Here is a 21,088-nt window from a genome sequence, read left to right as displayed (position 1 = left end):
CCGATGGATTGCTGGACCGTACTGCAACTGCCGGAGGACGCCGACGAGCGCAGCATCAAGCGCAGCTATGCGCGCTTGCTCAAAGGCTGCCGCCCGGACGACGACGCCCAAGGCTTCCAGCGCCTGCGCGAGGCCTATGAACACGCGCTGAATGAAGCACGCTGGCGAGCGGATAACGAAGAGGCAGAACCCGTCCAGGCGCCCGTGGCCGAAGCGGTCTACACCAACCTGAATGACCTGGCCGAACTGCTGGACATCAGCCCCGTCAGCCCGGCGCCCTTCGACGCACCCACTCCGGACCCGGCCCAGACCCTGCTCGACGGCCTGACCGCGGGTAACCTCGATGAACGCTGGGCCCAGGCTCGGCAACAGGGCTGCACCGAGGCGTTCCAGGCCGGCCTGTTGCGCCATTGTTTCGAAGCACCGGGCGAACGCAGCGCCATCGCCGCTTGGGCCGCGCAACACCTGGAATGGCTGACCCCCTGGCAGCAGGTGGCGATGACGTCCTGGCAATACGAAGCACTGACCGGCGAGCTGCTGCAAGACTACCGCCGCACCCTGCAGGAACTGCTGGAGCAAAAGGCCGAGCGCGAGTTCATCACCCAGCTCACGCAGTACAACGACCAACCCTGGCTGCGGGTGTTCGACCTGCAACAGCAGTGGCAGCGCATCGTCCTGCACCTGCTGCATGACACCCAGTGGAGCGTGCCGCTGTTCGAGCGGGTGTGCCAGGCATTCGGCTGGGACGACCAGAAAGGCGTCTACCCGGAACCGGCGTGGATGTGGCGCGAACTGGTGTCCCGTTGCGAACAGGAAAGCTTCTACGCCAACCTGCAGGACAAGGCCCAGGACACGCGGCGCACATCAGCCGATGCCCTGGCCGCACGCCTGCTGCTGATGCCGATGTCCGCCACGCAACACAAACGCCTGATCGATGGATTTGGCGAGAACGAGTGGAACGCCTGCCAGCACCTGGCGCAAACACTGACCTGGCGCTATCCGCAACTGGTCGAGCGCCTGCCTCAAACAGACCTGTTCTTTTGGCGCAAATTCGTGCCCCGGCCGATCTACACCCAGGTGTTTATCCGGCTATGGGCCGTCTTCGCCCTGGGGCTTGGCCTGAGCATCGCCCATGATAAGCCAGACAGAATGGACGGGATGTCGCTGGTCATTTTCATGCTGATGGCGTTCGTGCCGGCGGCCGTTGGCTTTCGCGTCACCCAAATGTGGGCCGGGATGAGTTCAACCTATCGGGTGCTGGATGTGTGGCTGAGCCAGTACCTGATCCCCAAGCGAATCAACCCCAACGACTACTGGCTGGTGATTCGCCACGGCGTACCGCAGGCGATCATGCTGGTGGCCTGCGGTTTGATGCTTGGTGTACTGGGTGCGCTGACCTATGCCGGCGCGCTGCTGATCAACCTGCTGCACAAAAAACGCATCGGTCATATGAGCCAGAAGTTCGCCGAAGGCTACCCCTGGTTGAACGGCCTGCACTGGGCCTTCTGGAGCCCTCTGCAAGGGGTGTTCCTGGTGGTGATGGTGGCGCTGATCATTGCCGCCCAGCATTATTTGCCGGCGGTGCCCTGGACCCACTTCGACCTGCCCAAACGATAACCCGCCAATGCCGGGCCTCAGCGCCCGGCAACTTGCGTTCGATCATCGCCCACAACCCGCCCTGCCCCGATTGAACCGCCCCCGCACCGCCCCGCACCATGGCCGCCACCTGCATAAACCCAATAACAACAGGTCCACCACCATGAGCACTTTTCACCCGCGCCGGCTCCTGCTGGCCACCGCTATCGCCAGTCTTGCCCTGCCCGTCGTCGCCGAAGAACACGGTTTTCTGGAGGACGCCAGCGCCAACCTCAACCTGCGTAATTTCTTCTTCAACCGCAATTTCACCAACCCCACCAAAACCCAGGGTGGCGCGCAGGAGTGGACACAGAGTTTCATCCTCGACGCCAAGTCCGGCTTTACCCAAGGCACCGTCGGTTTCGGTGTGGATGTGCTCGGGCTGTACTCGTTGAAGCTCGATGGCGGGCGCGGTACCGGCGGCACCCAGTTGTTGCCGCTGGACCACGATGGCCGCCCTGCGGATGAATTCGGGCGTCTCGGCGTGGCGTTCAAGGCGCGTATTTCCAAGACCGAAGTGAAGGTCGGCGAATGGATGCCGGTGCTGCCGATCCTGCGTGCCGACGATGGCCGCTCCCTGCCGCAAACCCTGCGCGGCGGGCAGATCACCTCGAAGGAAATCGACGGCCTGACCCTGTACGGCGGCCAGTTCCGCGCCAACAGCCCGCGCGACGACAGCAGCATGTCGGACATGTCGATGGTCGGCAAAACCGCGTTCACCTCGGACCGCTTCAACTTCCAGGGCGGCGAGTACGCCTTCAACGACAAACGCACCCAGGTCGGCGTGTGGAACGCCCAGCTCAAGGACATCTACAGCCAGCAGTTCGTCAACCTGATCCACAGCCAGCCCCTGGGCGACTGGACCCTGGGCGCCAACCTCGGGTTCTTCTACGGCAAGGACGACGGCAGCGCCCGCGCCGGCGACCTGGACAACAAGACCTGGTCCGGCCTGTTCTCGGCCAAGTATGGCGGCAACACCTTCTACGTCGGCCTGCAAAAACTCACCGGCAACAGCGCGTGGATGCGCGTCAACGGCACCAGCGGCGGCACCCTGGCCAACGACAGCTACAACTCGAGTTACGACAACGCCGAGGAAAAATCCTGGCAGGTGCGCCACGACTACAACTTCGCCGCCCTCGGCGTACCGGGCCTGACCCTGATGAACCGCTATATCAGCGGCAGCAACGTGCACACCGGCACCGTCACCGACGGCAAGGAGTGGGGCCGCGAAAGCGAATTGGGTTATACCGTGCAAAGCGGCGTGGTGAAGAACCTCACGGTGCGCTGGCGCAATTCGAGCATGCGCCGCGACTACAGCAACAATGAGTTCGATGAAAACCGGTTGATCGTCAGTTACCCGATAAGTCTGCTGTAATCCGGCGCCGCACTTACTGTATGGTGCGCGCCTGCCGCTGCTGATCCGCCCAGCAGCGGCCTCTTATCCGAGCCTGTGCACACCATGAAATCCTTTGCCATCGCATCCGCCGTGCTTGCCCTGGCCTTGAGCCTCAGCGGCTGTATCGGCGCACCCATCGCCCTGACCGCGCAGACCGAGCAACGCCTGCAGGCCCAGGCGCCGATCCGTTTTTTGCTGACTTTCGATGACGGCCCCAGCGCCTCGGGCTACGACAACCCCAGCCGTTCAGTGCTCGCCGACCTGGCGCACAACCCGGTGCTGCCGGGGATCAAGGCGGTGTTCTTCCTGCAGACCGAATCGTCGCGTTCCGGCGGCAGCTCGCGGGGGCGCAAGACGATGGAGCGTGAATACGCCGGCGGGCATGTGCTGGCTTTTCACACTGCCACGACCTTTCATACCAACCACCGCTGGCTGAATGATGCCGAGCTGGAGCGCACCCTCAGCCAGGGCGCGAGCGATATCGCCTCGATCACCGGCGCGCCGCCCGTGCTGGTCCGCCCGCCGTTCTGGAACTACGACCGGCGCACCTTCGCCGCCTACCAGCGCCATGGCATGCAGGTCCTGCTGACCGACCTGAGCGCCAATGACGGCAAGATCTGGGGCTTCAATGGCAGCCCAAGGCGCCGCGCCAACCTGTATCGACAACTGTCGGTGGTGCGCGAGCGCATCGCGCTGGGGGAGCTACCGACGGTGGACGGCGTGATACCGGTGGTGGTGACCTTCCACGATATCAACCGCTATACCGCGCGGCATATGCAGGAATACCTGCAGATCCTGCTGGACAGCGCACGAGTCAATGGCATGAAGACGGCTGCCGAACCGTTCTACACCGATACGGCCGCCCTGCAACGCGCGGCGCTGGCGCGTACGGTCAAAGACGTGAATGAAGCCGTGCATCTTCCGGGCGTGTGGAATTGGGTGTGGGACGCCGACTCCCACTGATCACTCGCGCGACTCGACACCCAGCTCATCCCATACAGACTCCGCCAGGTGAAACGTGGCATTCGCCGCCGGGATCCCGCAATAGATCGCGCTCTGCATCAGCACTTCCTTGATCTCGGCACGGGTCACGCCGTTGCTGGCGGCGGCGCGCAGGTGCAGCTTGAGTTCTTCGCTGCGGTTCATGCCGATCAGCATGGCGATGGTGATCAGGCTGCGGGTGTGGCGAGGCAGCCCGGGGCGGGTCCAGATGTCACCCCAGGCGTGGCGGGTGATCATGTCCTGGAACTCGCTGTTGAACTCGGTCAAGGCATTGAGGCTGCGGTCGACATGGGCATCGCCCAGCACTTCGCGGCGCACCTGCAGGCCGTCGGCGTAACGTTGTTTCTCGTCCACAAAAAACTCCTGGTTCAATAAAATTTCAACTCGATGACCTGTGGCGAGCGGGCTCCTGTGGTGAGCGGGCTTCTTGTGGTGAGCGGGCTTGCCCCGCGCTGGGCTGCGAAGCAGCCCCAATACGGACGCCGAATTATTTCAGACAGACCGTGGCGCCTGATTTGGGGCCGCTTCGCGCCCCAGCGCGGGGCAAGCCCGCTCACCACAAGAAGCCCGCTCACCACAGGAAGCCCGCTCGCCACAGGAAGCCCACTTGCCACAACGAGCCAGTTGCCACAACAGCGGCCTCAGCGGGCCAGCAGGAATTTGATAACCCGGTCACTGAATGCAGCGCCAGCCTGTACGTTGGACAGGTGCGCCGCGTAGAACTCGGCGTACTCGGCGCCCTGCACATGGTGCTGGATAAAGTGGCCACCGGCCGGTGGGGTCACGGCGTCTTCAGTGCCGGCAATCACCAGGGTGCGTGCCTTGATCTTCGGCAACTGCTCACGGAAATCCGCATCACGCACGGCGGCGCAGTTGGCCGCGTAACCTGGGGGCGAAGTCGCGGCAAGCATGTCGGTGATCTGCTTGGCCTGGTGCGGGTTGGCTGCCGCAAAATCGGCGGTGAACCAACGCGCAATCGACGCATCGCGCAAGGCCACCATGGCCGCCGCGCCATCACGCTGGACCATCTCGATCCGTGGGTTCCAGATCTCCGGCGTGCCGATTTTGGCGGCGGTGTTGCACACCACCAGGCGCTGCAGGCGCTCACCGGCATTAATCCCCAGCCATTGGCCGATCAAGCCGCCCATGGACAGCCCGCAAAAGTGCGCACGCTGAATATCCAGCGCATCCAGCAGTGCGATCACGTCGTGGCCCAACTGCTCGATGCTGTACGGTCCCTCGGTCACCAGGGATTTGCCGTGGCCACGGGTGTCGAAACGCAACACCCGGAAATGCTCGGTCAACGCCGGGATCTGGATGTCCCACATATGCAGGTCGGTACCCAGCGAGTTGGACAGCACCAGCACCGGTGCGTCCACGGGGCCATCGAGTTGGTAATGCAGTTCGCCCTCGGCGAGTTGTACGAAAGCCACAGCGTTCTCCTTAGGCGGTCAATGCAAAGTGTTCGGTGACAGCGCGAGTGACCCAGGTGGGCGCCTGGCCCAGGTAGTGGGCCGGGTCGAGCAGGCGGTCCAACTCAGGGGCGGACAACTCGGCGGTGACCTGCGGTTCGTCCGCCAGCACCGCGCGCAAGTGGCGCCCTTCTGCGACGGCGCGTTTGCAGCATTGCTCCAGCAGGTGGTGCGCGGTTTCCCGGCCCAGGCGTTGAGCCAGCACGATGCTGACGGCTTCGGCCAGCACCAGGCCTTGGGTCAGGTCGAGGTTGTGGGCCATACGTCCGGGGTCGACTTCCAACCCTTCGCTCACCAGCAGCGCTTGTTTCAAGGCCCCGGACACCAGGCGGCAAATCTCCGGCAAGGTTTCCCATTCGGCGTGCCACAGGCCCAGGCTGCGTTCATGTTCCTGGGGCATGGCGTTGAACATCGTCGCCACCAGGCCGGGCACGCGCGTGGCGGTGCTGATCAGCACAGCCGCGCCCACCGGGTTGCGTTTGTGCGGCATGGTCGACGAACCGCCCTTGCCGGGCGCCGACGGCTCGAACACTTCGGCCGCTTCAGTTTGCATCAGCAGGCTGATATCGCGGCCCAGTTTGCCGAGGCTGCCGGCGATCAGGCCCAGGACGGAGGCGAACTCCACCAGACGATCCCGTTGGGTGTGCCAGGGTTGTTCAGGCAAGCTCAGCTTCAACTCTGCCGCCAGCGCCTCGGCCACCGGCATGGCGTGTTCGCCGAGTGCCGCCAACGTCCCGGACGCGCCGCCGAATTGCAGCACCAGCAAACGCGGTTGCAGTTCTTTCAAACGCTGGCGACTGCGCGTCACCGCGCCCAGCCAACCGGCAATCTTCATCCCCAGGGTGACCGGCGTCGCGTGCTGTAACCAGGTACGCCCGGCCAACGGCGTCGTCGCATAACGCTGGGCCTGGGCGGCCAGCACGTCGCCCAGACGCGCCAGGTCCGTTTCGATCAACCCCAGGGCCCGGCGCAGTTGCAGCACCAGCCCGGTGTCCATCACGTCCTGGCTGGTCGCGCCCAGGTGCACATAACGTTCGGCCCCGGCATCCCCGCTGGCAATCAACTTGCCCAGGGCCTTCACCAGCGGAATCGCGGAATTCCCCGCCGTGGCAATCGCCACGCCGAGGGCGTCCACGTCGTACAGCGACGCCAGGCAGGCCTGGGCAATCGGCGCCACGGACGCCTGCGGGATCAACCCGACCCGGGCCTGCGCCCGGGCGAGCGCGGCTTCGAAATCGAGCATGCCCTGCAGGCGTCCCTGGTCGCAGAACACCTCGGCCATGCTGTCAGCGGTGAAGTAAGCGTCGAACAGTTGATTGCTCGTGCGCAGTGTCATAACTCATCCCTTACAAATCGTGATGCAGGTACGCCGCCTGTTTCGGCAAACGCAAGCTGAACAGGAAGGCCACCGCCATCATGCCGGTGACATACCAATAGAAGGTGTTTTCCATGCCCATGGATTTGAGGCCCAGGGCCACGTATTCCGCCGAGCCGCCGAAGATCGCGTTGGCCACCGCATAGGCCAGGCCCACGCCCAGGGCGCGCACTTGTGGCGGGAACATTTCCGCCTTCACCAGGCCGCTGATCGAGGTGTAGAAGCTGACAATCGCCAGGGCCAGGGTGATCAGCACAAACGCCAGGAACGGACTGCTGACGGTTTTCAAGCTGAGCAGGATCGGCACCGTGCACAGTGTGCCCAACGCGCCGAACCACAGCATCGAGTTACGCCGGCCGATCTTGTCGGCCAGCATGCCGAACAGCGGCTGCATGCACATGTACAGGAACAGCGCGCCGGTCATGATGTAACTGGCGGTCTTGGCGTGCATCCCGGCGGTGTTCACCAGGTACTTCTGCATGTAGGTGGTAAAGGTGTAGAAAATCAGCGAACCGCCTGCGGTGTAGCCGAGCACGGTGATGAATGCCGCCTTATGGTCACGGAACAGCGCGGCGATACTGCCGGCGTCCTTGTCCGCGCGGGTTTCCTTGCTGGTGGTTTCCTTGAGGGTGCGGCGCAGCAGCAGGGAGATCACCGCGGCAATCGCACCGATCACGAACGGAATCCGCCAGCCCCAGGCCCGCAGTTCTTCCTCAGTGAGGATCTGTTGCAGGATCACCACCACCAGCACCGCCAACAGTTGGCCACCGATCAGGGTCACGTACTGGAACGAGGCGAAAAACCCACGCTGGCCCTTGAGTGCGACTTCACTCATGTAGGTGGCGGTGGTGCCATATTCGCCCCCCACCGACAGGCCCTGGAACAGCCGCGCCACCAGCAGCAGGGCCGGGGCCCAGGCGCCGATGTCTTTGTAGGTGGGCAAAAAGGCGATGACCAGGGAACCGGCGCACATCATCAGCACCGAGATCATCATCGAATTCTTGCGCCCGTGCTTGTCGGCGACCCGGCCGAACAGCCAGCCGCCGATGGGGCGCATCAGGAAGCCGGCGGCGAACACGCCAGCGGTGTTGAGCAGTTGGACCGTGGGGTCATCCGACGGGAAAAACGCGGGGGCGAAGTAGATGGCGCAGAAGGCATAGACGTAGAAGTCGAACCATTCGACCAGGTTGCCGGAGGAGGCACCGACAATCGCAAAGATCCGTTTGCTGCGCTCTTCTCCGGTGTAGTGACTGGTGGTTGTTGTCATGGTTTTTCACTCAGTGGGAACGGTTATAGCCTAGACATACTTTGCAACAACCATGTTCCGCAAGCAGACTTTTGCGTAGGCAGTGCCTGAACCGGCCCCCTCCCACATCAAAATGTGGGAGGGGGCTTGCCCCCGATGGGGCCCTGACAAGCGACTCAATAATCGAAGAACACCGTCTCCTTATCTGTGCCCTGCAAAATCACATTCCACTGATGCACACCCGCCGCGTCCGGCTTGGCAATCAACGTGCCGCGCCGCTCGGCAGGCACACAGGCCAGCAACGGGTCATCCCCATTCAACGCCTCGCCCTCGAAATAAATCCGCGTCAGCAGGTGCTTCACCAGCCCACGGGCAAACACCAGCACCACCAGGTGCGGCGCCTGGGTCGTGCCTTGCAGGCCCGGCACGCTGCCCGGCTTGATCGTGGTAAAGCGGAAGCGCCCTTCGGCATCCACCGGCACCCGGCCAAAGCCTTCGAAGTTCGGGTCGAGCGCCTTGTCCTGCTCATCTTCAGGGTGGTCGTACTTGCCGGCGGCATTGGCCTGCCAGACTTCGAGCATGGCGTCGTTGACAACATCACCGTTGCCGTCCACCACTTGCCCGCTGATCGCCACGCGCTCGCCGAGGGTGGCGGCGACGGTCAAATCCTCGCGGTTCAGCCAGGTCAGGCCGATGTGGTAGTACGGCCCGACGGTGTGGGACGTGGTCGCGTTGAGTGTCATCTCATTTCTCCATCGGCGTGGCGTCGCGGCCGCGCAGGACGATGTCCCAGCGGTAGCCGAGGGCATAGGAAGGAATGGTCTTTTCCAGGTCGAAACGGGCGATCAGGCGTTCCTTGGCGCTGGTATCCGGCACACAGTTGTAGATCGGGTCGTATTCCAGCAGCGGGTCGCCAGGGAAATACATCTGCGTCACCAGGCGTGTCAGCACGCTCGGGCCGAACAGCGAAAAATGGATATGCGCCGGACGCCACGCGTTGTGGTGGTTGCCCCATGGGTAGGCCCCAGGCTTGATGGTCTGGAACTGGTACCAGCCATCGGCGTCGGTGACGGTGCGCCCGGTGCCGGTGAAGTTCGGGTCCAGCGGCGCATCGTGCAGGTCGCGCTTGTGGTTGTAGCGACCGGCGGCGTTGGCCTGCCAGATCTCCACGAGGATGCCCGGCACCGGCAGGCCGTTTTCATCCAGCACGCGGCCATGAATGATGATGCGTTCGCCCAACGGTTCGCCGTCGTGTTGGGCGGTGAGGTCGTTGTCCTTCTCGCTGACTCGCTCGGCGCCGATGGTCGGGCCGGTGATTTCCGACAAGGAATGGGGCAGGAACACCAACGGCTGGGACGGCGAACGCAGGTTCGTCGACTGGTAGGCCGGGTGCAGGTAATCAGGTTGAGTGCCCGCTTGCGGGCGCCGGTAACCGGGCTTGTCACTCATGGAGCTGTCCTCTCTTATTAGATGCGTTCGATCGCCAGGGCCAGGCCTTGGCCGACGCCCACGCACATGGTCGCCAGGCCTTTACGGCCGCCGGTTTTTTCCAACTGATGCAGGGCCGTCAATACCAGCCGTGCACCGCTCATGCCCAAGGGGTGGCCCAGTGCGATGGCGCCACCGTTCGGGTTGACCTGGGGTGCATCGTCGGCGATGCCCAGTTCACGCAGCACCGCCAGGCCTTGGCTGGCGAAGGCTTCGTTGAGTTCGATCACATCGAAGTCAGTCACGGCCAGGCCCAGGCGTTCCACCAGCTTGCGTACCGCCGGCACAGGGCCGATGCCCATCACCCGTGGCGCAACACCGGCGCTGGCCATGCCCAGCACCCGGGCGCGGGCAGTCAGGCCGTGTTTTTTCACCGCTTCGGCAGACGCCAGGATCAGTGCGGCCGCACCGTCGTTCACCCCCGAGGCATTGCCCGCGGTGACGGTCTTGTCCGGGCCGTTGACCGGTTTGAGTTTGGCCAGGGCTTCAAGGGTGGTGTCCCTGGGGTGCTCATCGTGCTCCACCACGGTTTCGCCTTTTTTATGGGCGACCCGCACCGGCACGATTTCTTCGGCGAAGAACCCGGCCGCCTGGGCGGCGGCGGTGCGTTGCTGGCTGCGCAGGGCAAAGGCGTCCTGGTCGGCGCGGGAGACCTGGTAGTCGTCGGCGACGTTATCGGCGGTCTGCGGCATGGCGTCCACGCCGTACTGGGCCTTCATCAACGGGTTGATAAAACGCCAGCCGATGGTGGTGTCTTCCAGCTTCATGTTGCGCGAAAACGCCGCATCCGCCTTGCCCATCACGAACGGCGCACGGGACATCGACTCGACGCCACCGGCAATCGCCAGCTCCATTTCGCCACTGGCGATGGCGCGAAACGCGGTGCCGATCGCATCCATGCCCGAGGCGCACAGACGGTTGAGGGTGACGCCGGGAATGCTTTCCGGCAGGCCGGCCAGCAGCAACGCCATGCGGGCGACGTTGCGGTTGTCTTCACCGGCCTGGTTGGCGCAGCCGAGGAACACCTCGTCAACGGCCGACCAGTCCACGGAAGGGTTGCGCTCGATCAGCGCCTTGATCGGCACGGCCGCCAGGTCATCGGCGCGCACGCTGGACAGGCCACCGCCAAAGCGGCCGATGGGGGTGCGAATCGCATCGCAGATAAACACCTCGCGCATCAGGCTTCTCCCGGTGCTTGGCCGTGGGCGGCGGCCGTGCGTGCTTCGAGGTCACGCAGGGCGGTCAACTCGACCTCGGTCGGCTCGGCGGTGGTGCTGACCTGCTCGGCAAATCGAATCGCCCAACCGGTGGCCGCTACGACTTGCTCGCGGGTCACGCCCGGATGGAGGGCGGTGACCACGAATTCATGGGTGCCCTCTTCCGGTTCCATGATGCACAGGTCGGTAATGATTCCGACAGGACCGGCACCCGGCAGCCCCAGGCGTTTGCGCGAATCCCCACCTTCGCCGTGGCCGACCGAGGTGATGAAGTCCAGCTTGTCGACAAACGAACGGGACGACTGCTTGAGGATGATCAACACGCTCTTGGCCGAGCCGGCGATTTCCGGCGCGCCACCGGCGCCCGGCAGGCGCACCTTGGGTTGGTGATAATCACCGACCACGGTGGTGTTGATGTTGCCGAAGCGGTCGACTTGCGCGGCACCGAGGAAGCCCACGTCGATACGCCCGCCCTGCAGCCAGTAGCGAAAAATCTCGCCGGTCGGCACCACGGTGTCGGCGGTTTCCGCCAGCTCGCCATCACCGATCGACAGTGGCAATACGCTGGGCTTGGCGCCAATCGGCCCGGACTCGTAGATCAGCACCACATCCGGCGACGAAGTCAGGCGCGCCAGGTTGGCGGCCTTGGACGGCAGGCCGATGCCCACAAAGCACACGGAGCCGTTCTTGAGGCGGCGCGCGGCGGCGACGGTCATCATTTCATTGGTCGAGTAAGCCATTACTTGGCCTCCTGCTGCGTGGTCAGCTTGGCCTGGAATTCACTGAAATCGGCAGTGCCGTGGATGTATTCATCCATCCAGGCAGTAAAGGTCCCACGGTCGCGGGCGATGGGGTCCCACGCCTGGTAGAAGCGATTGTCACGCTCGTTGTAGCCGTGGGCGTAGGACGGATGGGCACCACCGGGTACGTGGCACACCGCAGTCAGGGCCCAGGTCGGCAGTACGCAACTGTTCATCGGCGCGTTCAGGTCATCGACGATTTCTTCCACGGTGACGATGCAGCGCTTGGCCGCCAGGGCCGCTTCCTTCTGCACCCCAAGAATGCCCCAGAGCAGCACGTTGCCCTTGCGATCAGCCTTTTGCGCGTGGATCACGGTGACGTCCGGACGCACCGACGGCACCGCTGCCAGCACTTCACCGGTGAACGGGCACGTCACGCTCTTGATCAGCGGGTTGACCTTGGGCAAGTCGGAACCCGCGTAGGCGCGCAGCACCGCGAACGGCAGGCCCGATGCGCCGGCGACGTAGGCATTGGCCAGGTCGGCGTGGCTGTGTTCTTCGATTTCCAAGGGTTGCGGCCATTGCTTTTCGACCGCGTCACGCAGGCGATGCAGGGAACCTACACCCGGGTTACCGCCCCAGGAAAAAATCAACTTGCGCGCGCACCCGGCACCAATCAACTGGTCGTAGATCAGGTCAGGCGTCATACGCACCAGCGTCAGGTCTTTCTTGCCCTGACGAATGATTTCATGACCCGCTGCCGTAGGGATCAGATGGGTGAAGCCTTCCAGTGCGACAGTGTCGCCGTCGTTCACGAATTGCTTCACCGCGTCGCGCAGCGCAAGAATTTCAGCCATGGGGTTGGGCTCCCGATGTGGATCGAAAAGGCGCTGAGGTGGCGCCGAAGTGCTTGAAGATTAAGCCGGGGAAATCGGCCAAACAATCCGATAATCGACTCAGTGTTCGATTATCGAACGGATTGTTGGCAGGCTATCGATTGATCTCAGGTCGCATCCGCATGGCTGACCATGCCTTTGATCACCACGGCTGCCGTGGCCAAAGCGGCCGGAATCACCAGGGCGGTGAGCACCTGCTCGAAGTTCCAGCCCAGGCCCAGCAAGGTGGCACCCATCCACGCGCCGAGGATCGCGCCGAAACGGCCGATGCCAAGCATCCACGACACGCCGGTGGCGCGGCCTTGGGTCGGGTAGAAGCGCGCGGCCAGGGATGGCATCGCCGATTGCGCACCGTTGACGCACATCCCGGCGACCAGCACCAAGGTGGCCAATAGGGTGATATTGCCCAGGCTTTGCCCCACCGCGTAGGCAAACACCCCGGCCAGCAGGTAGAAGGTGCCGATGACCTTGTGGGGGTTGAACCGGTCCATCGCCCATCCCACGCCGACGGCGCTCAATACGCCACCAAACTGGAACAGCGCGCCGATGAAGGCGGCCTGCTCCATGCTGGCGCCGCTGTCGCGCATCAGGGTCGGCAGCCAACTGGTCAGCAGGTACACGATCACCAGGCCCATGAAGTACGTGAGCCACAGCAGCAAGGTGCCGGCGCTGTAGGTGCCCGAGAAAATCACCGCGAACACGTTGCGCGCCTTGACTGTTTTTTGTTCGGGCACGCTGAAGGCGGTGGCCTGGGCAACAATAGAGGGTTCGATGGGCGACAGGGTCTTGCGCACCTTATCGACACCTCGATTACGCACCACCAGGAAACGCGCCGATTCCGGCAGCCACAGCATCAGCACCACCACCAGGATCAACGGCAGGATGCCGCCGATCATCAACAAGGCGTGCCAGCCGAACGCCGGGATCAGCTTGGCCGAGATAAACCCGCCACCGGCCATGCCCAGGTTGAAACCACAGAACATGCTGGTCACCAATAGCGACTTGTGGCGTTCAGGGGTGTATTCGGAGAGCAGGGTCGTCGCGTTCGGCATGCCGGCCCCCAGGCCCAGCCCGGTGAGAAAACGCAGCACCAGCAATTGATCCACGTTGCTGCTGTAGGCCGAGGCCAGGCTGAAGGCGCCAAACACCAGCACCGCGCCCACCAGTACAACCTTGCGCCCGAAACGGTCAGCCAGCGGTCCGGAACCCAGGGCGCCGAACACCATGCCGATCAACGCAGCGCTCATCACCGGGCCAAGGCTGGCGCGGTCAATGCCCCAGTCCTGGGACAGCGCGGGCGCGATAAAGCCCATGGCGGCGGTGTCGAGGCCATCGAGGAAAACGATGAGGAAACACAGGATCACCACGCGCCACTGGTAACGGGACAGTGGCTGGGTGTTGATGAAGGACTGGACGTCCAGGGTCGTGCCGACAGAAGGTTGATTCATTATTCTTATTCCACACCGATGGCGGGCCAACGGCCTGGGGCCGTCATTATTATTGGTGCGCCCTCAAGAGCGCTGCCGCACAGTAATAAGCCGGGGGAAACATCGTCAATTGATCAAGCGGGGATCTGTGCGGTCACCGAACACCTTAGGCAAACAACTGCGCACTCAACTCACGGCTGGCACTGAGCATGCTCGGCAGGAAACGCTGCTCCAGTTCGCTGCGGCTGACCCGTCCAGCGTGAGTACTGACATTGAGCGCCGCCAGCACCTGGCCGGACGCGTCATACACCGGCACGGCGATGGAGCGCAGACCCTGTTCCAGTTCCTGGTCGACAATGCACCAGCCCTGCTGACGCACTTGTTGCAGGCATTCGAACAAGGCTTCAGGGGTGGTCAGGGTGCGGCTGGTCTTGGTTTGCAGGTCGGCATGGTCGAGGTAGTCCTGCAGCGAGGCATCATCCAATGCCGCGAGCAGGATACGGCCCATGGAGGTGCAATAGGCCGGCAACCGTCCGCCCACCGACAGGTCCACCGAAATCAGGCGCTGGGTGGTGGCCGAACGGGCAATGTAGAGGATGTCATCGCCTTCAAGGGTGGCCATGTTGCAGGCTTCGTGCAGTTGTTCGCTCATGCGGTCCAGGTAAGGCTGGGCCGATACCGCCAAAGGCGTGGAGGACAGGTAGGCATGCCCCAGGGTCAGGACTTTGGGCAGCAATGAATAGGTGCGCCCATCGGTGGTGGCGTAGCCGAGCTTGATCAAGGTATGCAGGCAACGGCGTACGGCGGCGCGGGGGATCTCGGTGCGGTGGCTGATCTGGGCGATGGTCAGGTGGCGCTTGCGCTCCTGGAACGCCTGCACCACCGCCAGGCCGCGGGCCAGGGAGGTCATGAAGTCGGGGTCACCGGTAAACGCCTGGATACGCTTGGCCGGCGAGGCAACGATCGGCGGCGCCACTGACGCGAAAGAGTTGCGCAATTGATCGTTCATGCCAGGTTCCTTTCTCTTATTGTCAACCGCAGGGGATTGGGCTGCTATTACAAGCCGGGCCGGCCGTGATGCACAAGGCAGGCCCGGCAACATTGGGCGATTATCGGACAACCATGCGATTATCGCAATTTAGCGCTGAGGGCGATCTATCAACCACGTCCCCGGCGATGTTAAGCCGTTAATTTAATAGCTTGTTTCCTTGTTGAGTTTATGACGCCAGAATTTCAGCAAATACTGACGCGTCGACGTAACAAAACACTCACACAAAGTTGACGGTTTTTAACTTTATGCCGATAGTGTTATTCAAATGCGCCGCTATAATGCATCCTGTGCGGAGGAGAGCCCGGTTTCATATTGAGGCTGGAACTCGCCAAACCATGCACAGGCCGTGCATGGACGATCGCAACTACCTGCCTGGAATGACCGCCCAACAGTGGCCTCCCGTTTTCATTCAAACTTGAACACTTCGTGGGTTCAAGTTGGAACAACCCGAGGGCGACATTCAGGCCAAACACTGCAATGTACTTACACCCAACTCAATTAGGTAACAACGTGACGAAAGATGAACTGCGCGCGGAACTTGAGCGCCAGGAGCAACGTTACAAGGACGTTTACGGCGGGGAAGTCACCACCTACGCCGCCCAGCCTGAACCTGAACGCAAACCATGGCGCAAGCGAGCCAGCCTGCTCGACCAGGCATTTGCCCAGGAAATCCAAAAGATTGAACAGGAACTCAAGGCCGAAGAGCCATAAGCGCTTCGGATCGAGTCCAGGGCCCTGCCTGCAGCGATGCCATTTAGCCATCCTCCAGCCGACCTGAATCCCACCATCGCCTGTAAAATTTCATACAAATGTTTCAGGCATGACGATTTGGTGACAAAACCCTGTCCTTTCAGCCCTGCGCTTTATAAATCAAAGACTTGCCAAAGCCCCGAAAACCCTGGGATCGCCAGCTTTTGCCCCTGGCGATTCGATGAAGATTGATACCGATGAGCAGCTAGTGCATCGATTACCGAGGTTTTCTGGCATAATCGCGCCCCCTTACGACCGGGTCAGAAAACCTTCATGATCGATTTATTCAGCGGACTGGATGCTTGGGTTCTCGTGAGCCTGTTGCTCGCCCTGGCCTTTGTCCTCGCCTTCGAGTTCATCAATGGCTTTCATGACACCGCTAACGCGGTGGCCACAGTCATCTATACCAAAGCCATGCCGCCGCATCTGGCCGTGTTCTTCTCCGGGGTGTTCAACTTCCTCGGCGTGTTGCTCGGTGGTGTCGGTGTCGCCTACGCCATCGTGCACCTGCTGCCCGTGGAGTTGCTGATCAATGTGAACACCGGCCATGGCTTGGCGATGGTCTTCTCGTTGTTAGCCGCGGCGATCACCTGGAACCTGGGCACCTGGTACTTCGGTATCCCCGCCTCCAGCTCCCACACCCTGATCGGTTCGATCCTCGGTGTCGGCCTGGCCAATGCCCTGATCAACGACATCCCCCTGGCTGACGGTGTGAACTGGCAGAAGGCCGTCGATATCGGCGCGTCCCTGGTGTTCTCGCCGATGGCCGGCTTCCTGGTCGCAGCCCTGGTGCTGATCGGCCTGAAATGGTGGCGCCCGCTGTCGAAGATGCACAAGACCCCGGACCAGCGCCGCAAGCTCGACGACAAGAAGCACCCGCCGTTCTGGAACCGCCTGGTCCTGGTGATTTCGGCCATGGCCGTGAGTTTCGTGCACGGCTCCAACGATGGCCAGAAAGGCATCGGCCTGATCATGCTGGTGCTGATCGGTATCGTGCCGGCGCAGTTCGTACTCGACCTGGGCAGCACCACCTACCAGATCGAGCGTACTCGCGACGCCACGCTGCACCTTAACCAGTTCTACCAGCGCAACCACGAGACCCTGGGTGAGTTCCTGGCCCTGGGCAAAAGCGTGAAAGACGACCTGCCGGGCAAGTTCCGCTGCAACCCGCAGCAGACCGAACCCACCATCAATGCCTTGCTGGATACCTTGAAAGGCGTCTCCGATTACCATTCCCTGAGTGCCGATCACCGCATCGAAGTGCGCCGCTACCTGCTGTGCCTGGACGACACCGCGAAAAAAGTCGGCAAGTTGCCGGGCCTGGAAGCGCGTGAGAAGTCCGACCTCGACAAACTGCGCAAGGACCTCACCGCCACCACCGAGTACGCGCCGTTCTGGGTGATCCTCGCGGTCGCACTGGCCCTGGGCCTGGGCACCATGGTGGGCTGGAAGCGTGTGGTACTGACGATCGGCGAGAAGATCGGCAAGCAGGGCATGACCTATGCCCAGGGCATGTCGGCACAGATCACCACCGCCACCATGATTGGCTTCGCCAATATCTTCGCCCTGCCGGTCTCCACCACCCACGTCCTGTCTTCCGGCGTAGCGGGCACCATGGTCGCCAACAAGAGCGGCCTGCAAGGTGGCACGGTCAAGACCATCCTGATGGCTTGGGTGTTGACCCTGCCTGCGACCGTGGGCCTCTCGGCCGGCTTGTTCTGGCTGGCCTCCAAGGCACTGGGCAACTGATCGCCAGGCGCTGACAAAAAAGGTGCGGCCTCTGTGAGGACCGCACCTTTTTTATGGACCAGAATTGAACACCCAAAAAAAAGGGCGACCGAAGTCGCCCAAAATGCCTTGCGTGCTCATGTAACCCGGAAAGACCTAAGGTTTTTTACGCTTGTTCGCGTCTTTCCAGATAAAAAATCCAAACCCTACAAAAAACAGCACCATGAGGCTTACAGTCAGCACTCCGGCGAATACCACATTATCGATAAACATGACCGGCCTCCTGCACTTGCCTTGTTGCGATAGGGCTAAGTTAATGGAGAAGGCGGATTGAAAAATTGACGGGGATCAATGTCGCCCGCGACGGGGCGTAAAGAAGGGCAGTAACTGACCTGCATCAATAGATGCAGGCCGTTTTAACGCTTTTTGGGTTTGTTCTTTGATTTTTTCTTGGCTTTGCCTAAAGGCATCGCCTGTTCGAACGCCTGGCGCACTTCATTCAGGCGCTTGTCATTCAGGTCATGCACGCGCTTGGCGCGCTCGGCGTTCAGGTCGATCAGCTTGTCGTCATCACTCATGGCTTGGCTTACGTCGTGGCGAGTAAGGCTCAATAATGCGGACTCCTGCGCCCGGCGGCAAATCAACCGGCGACAAAAGGCCGACCGACGCCCAAAATCGGCACTTTCCAACCACTCAAGGAGGCCCATCCAGGTGGCACTGCATAAGGATCTTCCGCCGCTGCTGGCCCTGCGCGCCTTTGAAGCCGTGGCCCGGCACTTGAGCTTTATCAAGGCCGCGCAGGAGTTGTCGGTAACCCAGAGTGCCCTGAGCCATCAGGTACAAAAGCTCGAACAGCACCTGGGTAAATCGCTGTTTATCCGACGCACCCGCGCGATCGATCTGACTGCAGACGGCCAGCAGTACTACGCCGAAATCCGTCCCGCCCTGGACGCCATTGCCGTCGCGACCCGCGCCCAACGGGTGGTGCCCGGCGCCACGGTGTTACGTGTCGGCCTGCTGGCGTCGTTCGCCACCTTGTGGTTGGCGCCGCGCCTGGCCGGTTTTCTCAATCGCTATCCGCATATCCAGGTGGAATTGCTGCCGGCGATTCAACTGGCGAACGTCGCGGCGGCCGAAGTCGACCTGGCCATTCGCTACGGCAAGGGCGACTGGCCCGACGTACAGGCCACACGACTGATGCCGGAGGTGATCTCTCCGGTGTGCAGCCCGGCATTCAAGGCCAGCCAAGTGCACAACGGTGCGCTGTTGATGGCCACTTCGCACCGGCCTTTTGAGTGGACGGACTGGTCTGGGCATTATCAAGTCGACCTCAAGCACCATCCGCGCGTCATGCTCCACGACTACAACATCGTGGTCGAAGCTGCGGTGGCCGGCCAGGGCATTGCCATGGGCCGTCATCGCTTGATCCAACGCAGGCTGGATGATGGCAGCCTGGTAGAAGCCTTCGATTGGCCGCCCTATCACAGTGAAATAGGCTACTGGTTGATTGCAGCGCAAGGCCCTGCCAGCGACGCCGCGCGGTGTTTCAGCGAGTGGTTGAAGGACATCTGCCGCGACACGTGAGTTATTTCGATACGTCGGATGAGATCTATCCGTTTGTCGACACTCCCCCCTACCCCACATGCTGAAACCTCCTGACCCAAGAGGATTCACCATGAGCGACTCCCTCCGCCACCGCGTGCAAGCCCTCGGCCTGACGCTGCCATCACCCAGCCAACCGATTGCCAACTACATCAACCATGTGGTCAGCCAGAACCAGCTGTTTATCTCTGGGCAAATCCCGCTGATAGACGGCAAGCCTGCCTACGTGGGCCGCCTGGGCGAATCCCTCAGCGAGGAAGAAGGTATCCAGGCAGCGGAACTGGCTGCACTGGGCTTACTCGCGCAATTGAGCGATGCCCTGGGCGATGACCTGTCGCGCCTGGTGCGCATCCTGCGCCTGGGAGTGTTTATCGCCAGCAGCAGCGACTTCCAGCACCAGGGCGCCGTGGCCAATGGTGCGTCCAACCTGCTGGTGAATGCCCTCGGCGAAAAAGGCCGGCATGTGCGCACGGCAGTGGGCGTTTCAAGTCTGCCGGCCGGCGTGGCGGTGGAGGTTGACGGGATTTTCGAGTTGCAGCCGTGAGCCCGCTGCACGTGCAACATCTGCGCGAGGGCACTCCCGGCTGCCAATCGGGCATCGTGCACTTCAACTCTGCCGGTGCCTCCTTGCCGAGCCAGGCGACCCTTGACGCCATCATTGACCAACTACAACGCGAAGCCCGCGACGGCCCGATGGAAGCCGGCGAGCATGGCGCGTTGCTGGTAGAAAAAGCCCGCCGCGCGGCCGCGCAGTTGCTCAACGCGCCCACCCCATCGATTGCCTTTGCCAGCAGCGGCTCGACCGCCTGGAGCATGGCGTTCCAGGCCTTGGGCCCGTGGCAGCCGGGCGACCGCATTCTGGTAGGGCGCCACGAATGGGGCGGCAACCTGGCGAGCATGCAGTTGGCGGTGCAAGCCGGCGCGCGGGTGGACGTCATCCCCTGCGATGCCACCGGCGCGGTGTGCCCCGTGGCGTTGGAAGCAATGATCGATTCACGCGTAAAACTCATCGACCTCACCTGGCTCCCCGCCAACGGCGGCCTGATCAACCCCGCCCAGGCAATCGGCGAAGTGGCCAGGCGTCATGCCATTGCCTACTTTATCGATGCCGGCCAGGCCGTCGGCCAGGTGCCGGTGGATGTGCAGGCGTTGCAGTGCGACGTGCTCAAGGCGGCCGGGCGCAAGCACCTGCGCGGGCCACGGGGGACAGCGCTGCTGTATGTACGACCGGATTTCCTCCCGCACTTGAACCCCGCCCAGCGCGACGTGTTTTCCGCCCCCTGGAGCGCCGACGGTTTCGACCTGCGCAACGACGCCCGACGCTTTGAAACCAGTGAGGCGTCCTTTGCCCTGTTGGCGGGCCTGGGCAATGCGCTGCAGGAGATGAATCAATTGGGGATCGAGCGTGTATGGGAACGCATCACGCACACCAGCAGGCGAATCCGCGAAGCATTGCGTGGGATTCCCGGCGTGTCGCTGCATGACCTGGGCACGCTTCAATCAGGCTTGATCGCCTTCAACCTCGCCGGCTGGGACGCCTTCGAACTCAAGCGACAATTGGGATTGAAACGGATCAATATCGGCGCCAACGGTGTGGCCTACACCCCGTTGGATATGCAGGCCCGTGGCCTGACCAGCATTGCGCGGATCTCCGTCAGCCCCTTCAACAACGAGCGTGACATCGAATTGCTGATCGCGGCTCTGGAGGAACTGCGCGGTTAAACCTCGACGTCCACCCACAAACCCTGGCGCGGCGCGTCTTCGATCAGCGGCACGACCGGTACGGTGTTGTCGGCATTGAGCAGGTCGCCCGGGATCGCCAAGTGCTGATCCGGGTCTTCATCGGCTTCGCGCCGGCGTTTCTGCTGTTCCTGCTGGCGGCGTTGCTCTTCACGCAACAACAGGGTCGACTGCTCGGCATCGCCCTTTTTCAGGTCGATGGTGCTTTCGTTGGAGCCCGCTTGCACAGGAACCACGGGCGGAATATCGGGTTTCTGGCGGACCGGGTCGAGTTGCGACGTAACCGGTACGACGCTGACGGGCAGCATAGGTGGAAGCATGAT

At 62.4% G+C, this 21,088-nt stretch carries 22 protein-coding genes; 8 read left to right on the top strand and 14 right to left on the bottom strand.

The features are described 5' to 3' along the window. Positions 1–3 precede the first annotated feature (3 nt). The 3 genes from BLQ09_RS10195 to BLQ09_RS10180 all read left to right on the top strand — a co-directional run bounded on the left by BLQ09_RS10195 (position 4) and on the right by BLQ09_RS10180 (position 3,994). Positions 4–1,617: a J domain-containing protein gene (locus tag BLQ09_RS10195; RefSeq protein WP_027604397.1), complete on the top strand. Its 1,614-nt coding sequence runs from the start codon at positions 4–6 to the stop codon at positions 1,615–1,617. Positions 1,618–1,759: 142 nt separating this feature from the next. Next, positions 1,760–3,010 carry an OprD family porin gene (locus tag BLQ09_RS10185; RefSeq protein WP_027604398.1) on the top strand — a complete coding sequence of 417 codons (1,251 nt, stop codon included), beginning with the start codon at positions 1,760–1,762 and terminating at the stop codon, positions 3,008–3,010. Positions 3,011–3,094: 84 nt separating this feature from the next. Continuing rightward, positions 3,095–3,994: a polysaccharide deacetylase family protein gene (locus BLQ09_RS10180; protein ID WP_027604399.1), complete on the top strand. Its 900-nt coding sequence runs from the start codon at positions 3,095–3,097 to the stop codon at positions 3,992–3,994. Here the strand turns inward: BLQ09_RS10180 and pcaC are convergent, their stop codons facing one another. From pcaC to pcaR, 11 genes are all read right to left on the bottom strand, one after another. Further along, positions 3,995–4,387, bottom strand: coding sequence for a 4-carboxymuconolactone decarboxylase (gene pcaC, locus BLQ09_RS10175; protein WP_027604400.1), 393 nt, complete (start codon positions 4,385–4,387; stop codon positions 3,995–3,997). Between the two features lie 287 nt (positions 4,388–4,674). Next, positions 4,675–5,466, bottom strand: a complete 792-nt coding sequence (gene pcaD, locus BLQ09_RS10170) for a 3-oxoadipate enol-lactonase (protein WP_027604401.1) — start codon at positions 5,464–5,466, stop codon at positions 4,675–4,677. A gap of 10 nt (positions 5,467–5,476) precedes the next feature. Then, positions 5,477–6,841, bottom strand: coding sequence for a 3-carboxy-cis,cis-muconate cycloisomerase (locus BLQ09_RS10165; protein ID WP_027604402.1), 1,365 nt, complete (start codon positions 6,839–6,841; stop codon positions 5,477–5,479). Positions 6,842–6,851: 10 nt separating this feature from the next. Further along, complete coding sequence (locus BLQ09_RS10160) at positions 6,852–8,147, bottom strand: MFS family transporter (RefSeq protein ID WP_027604403.1); 1,296 nt, start codon at positions 8,145–8,147, stop codon at positions 6,852–6,854. 155 nt (positions 8,148–8,302) lie between these two features. After that, positions 8,303–8,869, bottom strand: a complete 567-nt coding sequence (gene pcaG, locus BLQ09_RS10155) for a protocatechuate 3,4-dioxygenase subunit alpha (protein ID WP_027604404.1) — start codon at positions 8,867–8,869, stop codon at positions 8,303–8,305. 1 nt (position 8,870) lies between these two features. Beyond that, entirely contained in the window at positions 8,871–9,575 is a 705-nt protein-coding gene (gene pcaH / locus BLQ09_RS10150) for a protocatechuate 3,4-dioxygenase subunit beta (RefSeq protein ID WP_027604405.1), read from the bottom strand. Between the two features lie 17 nt (positions 9,576–9,592). Beyond that, a complete protein-coding gene (gene pcaF, locus BLQ09_RS10145) occupies positions 9,593–10,795 on the bottom strand; it encodes a 3-oxoadipyl-CoA thiolase (protein ID WP_169898478.1) in 1,203 nt (400 codons plus the stop codon). After that, entirely contained in the window at positions 10,792–11,571 is a 780-nt protein-coding gene (locus BLQ09_RS10140; protein WP_027604407.1) for a CoA-transferase subunit beta, read from the bottom strand. The genes pcaF and BLQ09_RS10140 overlap by 4 nt, the downstream gene beginning before the upstream one ends. Beyond that, positions 11,571–12,428: a CoA transferase subunit A gene (locus BLQ09_RS10135; RefSeq protein WP_027604408.1), complete on the bottom strand. Its 858-nt coding sequence runs from the start codon at positions 12,426–12,428 to the stop codon at positions 11,571–11,573. The genes BLQ09_RS10140 and BLQ09_RS10135 overlap by 1 nt, the downstream gene beginning before the upstream one ends. A gap of 146 nt (positions 12,429–12,574) precedes the next feature. Beyond that, positions 12,575–13,915 (bottom strand): 4-hydroxybenzoate transporter PcaK, encoded by a 1,341-nt coding sequence (locus BLQ09_RS10130; protein WP_027604409.1) that lies wholly within the window; start codon positions 13,913–13,915, stop codon positions 12,575–12,577. Positions 13,916–14,060: 145 nt separating this feature from the next. After that, the gene (pcaR, locus tag BLQ09_RS10125; RefSeq protein ID WP_025855315.1) at positions 14,061–14,903 is read right to left on the bottom strand and encodes a pca regulon transcriptional regulator PcaR; all 843 of its coding nucleotides are present in this window, start codon (positions 14,901–14,903) and stop codon (positions 14,061–14,063) included. A 552-nt stretch (positions 14,904–15,455) separates the two neighbouring features. Here pcaR and BLQ09_RS10120 point away from each other — a divergent pair. Together BLQ09_RS10120 and BLQ09_RS10115 are read left to right on the top strand one after the other, a co-directional pair. Continuing rightward, the gene (locus BLQ09_RS10120; protein ID WP_003172389.1) at positions 15,456–15,656 is read left to right on the top strand and encodes a hypothetical protein; all 201 of its coding nucleotides are present in this window, start codon (positions 15,456–15,458) and stop codon (positions 15,654–15,656) included. Between the two features lie 312 nt (positions 15,657–15,968). After that, positions 15,969–17,444, top strand: a complete 1,476-nt coding sequence (locus tag BLQ09_RS10115) for an inorganic phosphate transporter (protein ID WP_027604410.1) — start codon at positions 15,969–15,971, stop codon at positions 17,442–17,444. Positions 17,445–17,579: 135 nt separating this feature from the next. Here the strand turns inward: BLQ09_RS10115 and ccoM are convergent, their stop codons facing one another. Together ccoM and BLQ09_RS10110 are read right to left on the bottom strand one after the other, a co-directional pair. After that, positions 17,580–17,696, bottom strand: coding sequence for a cytochrome c oxidase subunit CcoM (gene ccoM, locus BLQ09_RS31750; protein WP_017530457.1), 117 nt, complete (start codon positions 17,694–17,696; stop codon positions 17,580–17,582). 143 nt (positions 17,697–17,839) lie between these two features. Continuing rightward, positions 17,840–18,034, bottom strand: coding sequence for a hypothetical protein (locus BLQ09_RS10110; protein WP_131697188.1), 195 nt, complete (start codon positions 18,032–18,034; stop codon positions 17,840–17,842). 100 nt (positions 18,035–18,134) lie between these two features. On the opposite strand from BLQ09_RS10110, the gene BLQ09_RS10105 reads away from it, so the two are divergent. The 3 genes from BLQ09_RS10105 to BLQ09_RS10095 all read left to right on the top strand — a co-directional run bounded on the left by BLQ09_RS10105 (position 18,135) and on the right by BLQ09_RS10095 (position 20,747). Then, positions 18,135–19,007: a LysR substrate-binding domain-containing protein gene (locus BLQ09_RS10105; protein ID WP_092356497.1), complete on the top strand. Its 873-nt coding sequence runs from the start codon at positions 18,135–18,137 to the stop codon at positions 19,005–19,007. Between the two features lie 91 nt (positions 19,008–19,098). Next, positions 19,099–19,569 (top strand): RidA family protein, encoded by a 471-nt coding sequence (locus BLQ09_RS10100; protein WP_027604412.1) that lies wholly within the window; start codon positions 19,099–19,101, stop codon positions 19,567–19,569. Beyond that, a complete protein-coding gene (locus BLQ09_RS10095) occupies positions 19,566–20,747 on the top strand; it encodes an aminotransferase class V-fold PLP-dependent enzyme (RefSeq protein WP_092356494.1) in 1,182 nt (393 codons plus the stop codon). Before BLQ09_RS10100 ends, BLQ09_RS10095 begins: the two co-directional genes overlap by 4 nt. Here BLQ09_RS10095 and BLQ09_RS10090 read toward each other — a convergent pair. After that, positions 20,744–21,085 (bottom strand): hypothetical protein, encoded by a 342-nt coding sequence (locus BLQ09_RS10090; RefSeq protein WP_027604414.1) that lies wholly within the window; start codon positions 21,083–21,085, stop codon positions 20,744–20,746. The two genes, BLQ09_RS10095 and BLQ09_RS10090, sit on opposite strands and share 4 nt — an antisense overlap. Positions 21,086–21,088: the final 3 nt, after the last annotated feature.

This window comes from Pseudomonas sp. NFACC25, from assembly GCF_900100935.1.
Lineage (GTDB): Bacteria > Pseudomonadota > Gammaproteobacteria > Pseudomonadales > Pseudomonadaceae > Aquipseudomonas > Aquipseudomonas marginalis.
Note: the sequence above shows the minus strand (reverse complement) of the source record. Positions and strands in the feature narration are given on the sequence as shown.

Coding starts and splice junctions, on each gene's coding strand:
- BLQ09_RS10195 (WP_027604397.1), top strand. CDS start 4: ATGGATTGCTGGACCGTACTGCAACTGCCGGAGGACGCCGACGAGCGC.
- BLQ09_RS10185 (WP_027604398.1), top strand. CDS start 1,760: ATGAGCACTTTTCACCCGCGCCGGCTCCTGCTGGCCACCGCTATCGCC.
- BLQ09_RS10180 (WP_027604399.1), top strand. CDS start 3,095: ATGAAATCCTTTGCCATCGCATCCGCCGTGCTTGCCCTGGCCTTGAGC.
- BLQ09_RS10165 (WP_027604402.1), bottom strand. CDS start 6,841: ATGACACTGCGCACGAGCAATCAACTGTTCGACGCTTACTTCACCGCT.
- BLQ09_RS10160 (WP_027604403.1), bottom strand. CDS start 8,147: ATGACAACAACCACCAGTCACTACACCGGAGAAGAGCGCAGCAAACGG.
- pcaG (WP_027604404.1), bottom strand. CDS start 8,869: ATGACACTCAACGCGACCACGTCCCACACCGTCGGGCCGTACTACCAC.
- pcaH (WP_027604405.1), bottom strand. CDS start 9,575: ATGAGTGACAAGCCCGGTTACCGGCGCCCGCAAGCGGGCACTCAACCT.
- BLQ09_RS10140 (WP_027604407.1), bottom strand. CDS start 11,571: ATGGCTTACTCGACCAATGAAATGATGACCGTCGCCGCCGCGCGCCGC.
- BLQ09_RS10135 (WP_027604408.1), bottom strand. CDS start 12,428: ATGGCTGAAATTCTTGCGCTGCGCGACGCGGTGAAGCAATTCGTGAAC.
- BLQ09_RS10130 (WP_027604409.1), bottom strand. CDS start 13,915: ATGAATCAACCTTCTGTCGGCACGACCCTGGACGTCCAGTCCTTCATC.
- pcaR (WP_025855315.1), bottom strand. CDS start 14,903: ATGAACGATCAATTGCGCAACTCTTTCGCGTCAGTGGCGCCGCCGATC.
- BLQ09_RS10115 (WP_027604410.1), top strand. CDS start 15,969: ATGATCGATTTATTCAGCGGACTGGATGCTTGGGTTCTCGTGAGCCTG.
- ccoM (WP_017530457.1), bottom strand. CDS start 17,696: ATGTTTATCGATAATGTGGTATTCGCCGGAGTGCTGACTGTAAGCCTC.
- BLQ09_RS10100 (WP_027604412.1), top strand. CDS start 19,099: ATGAGCGACTCCCTCCGCCACCGCGTGCAAGCCCTCGGCCTGACGCTG.
- BLQ09_RS10090 (WP_027604414.1), bottom strand. CDS start 21,085: ATGCTTCCACCTATGCTGCCCGTCAGCGTCGTACCGGTTACGTCGCAA.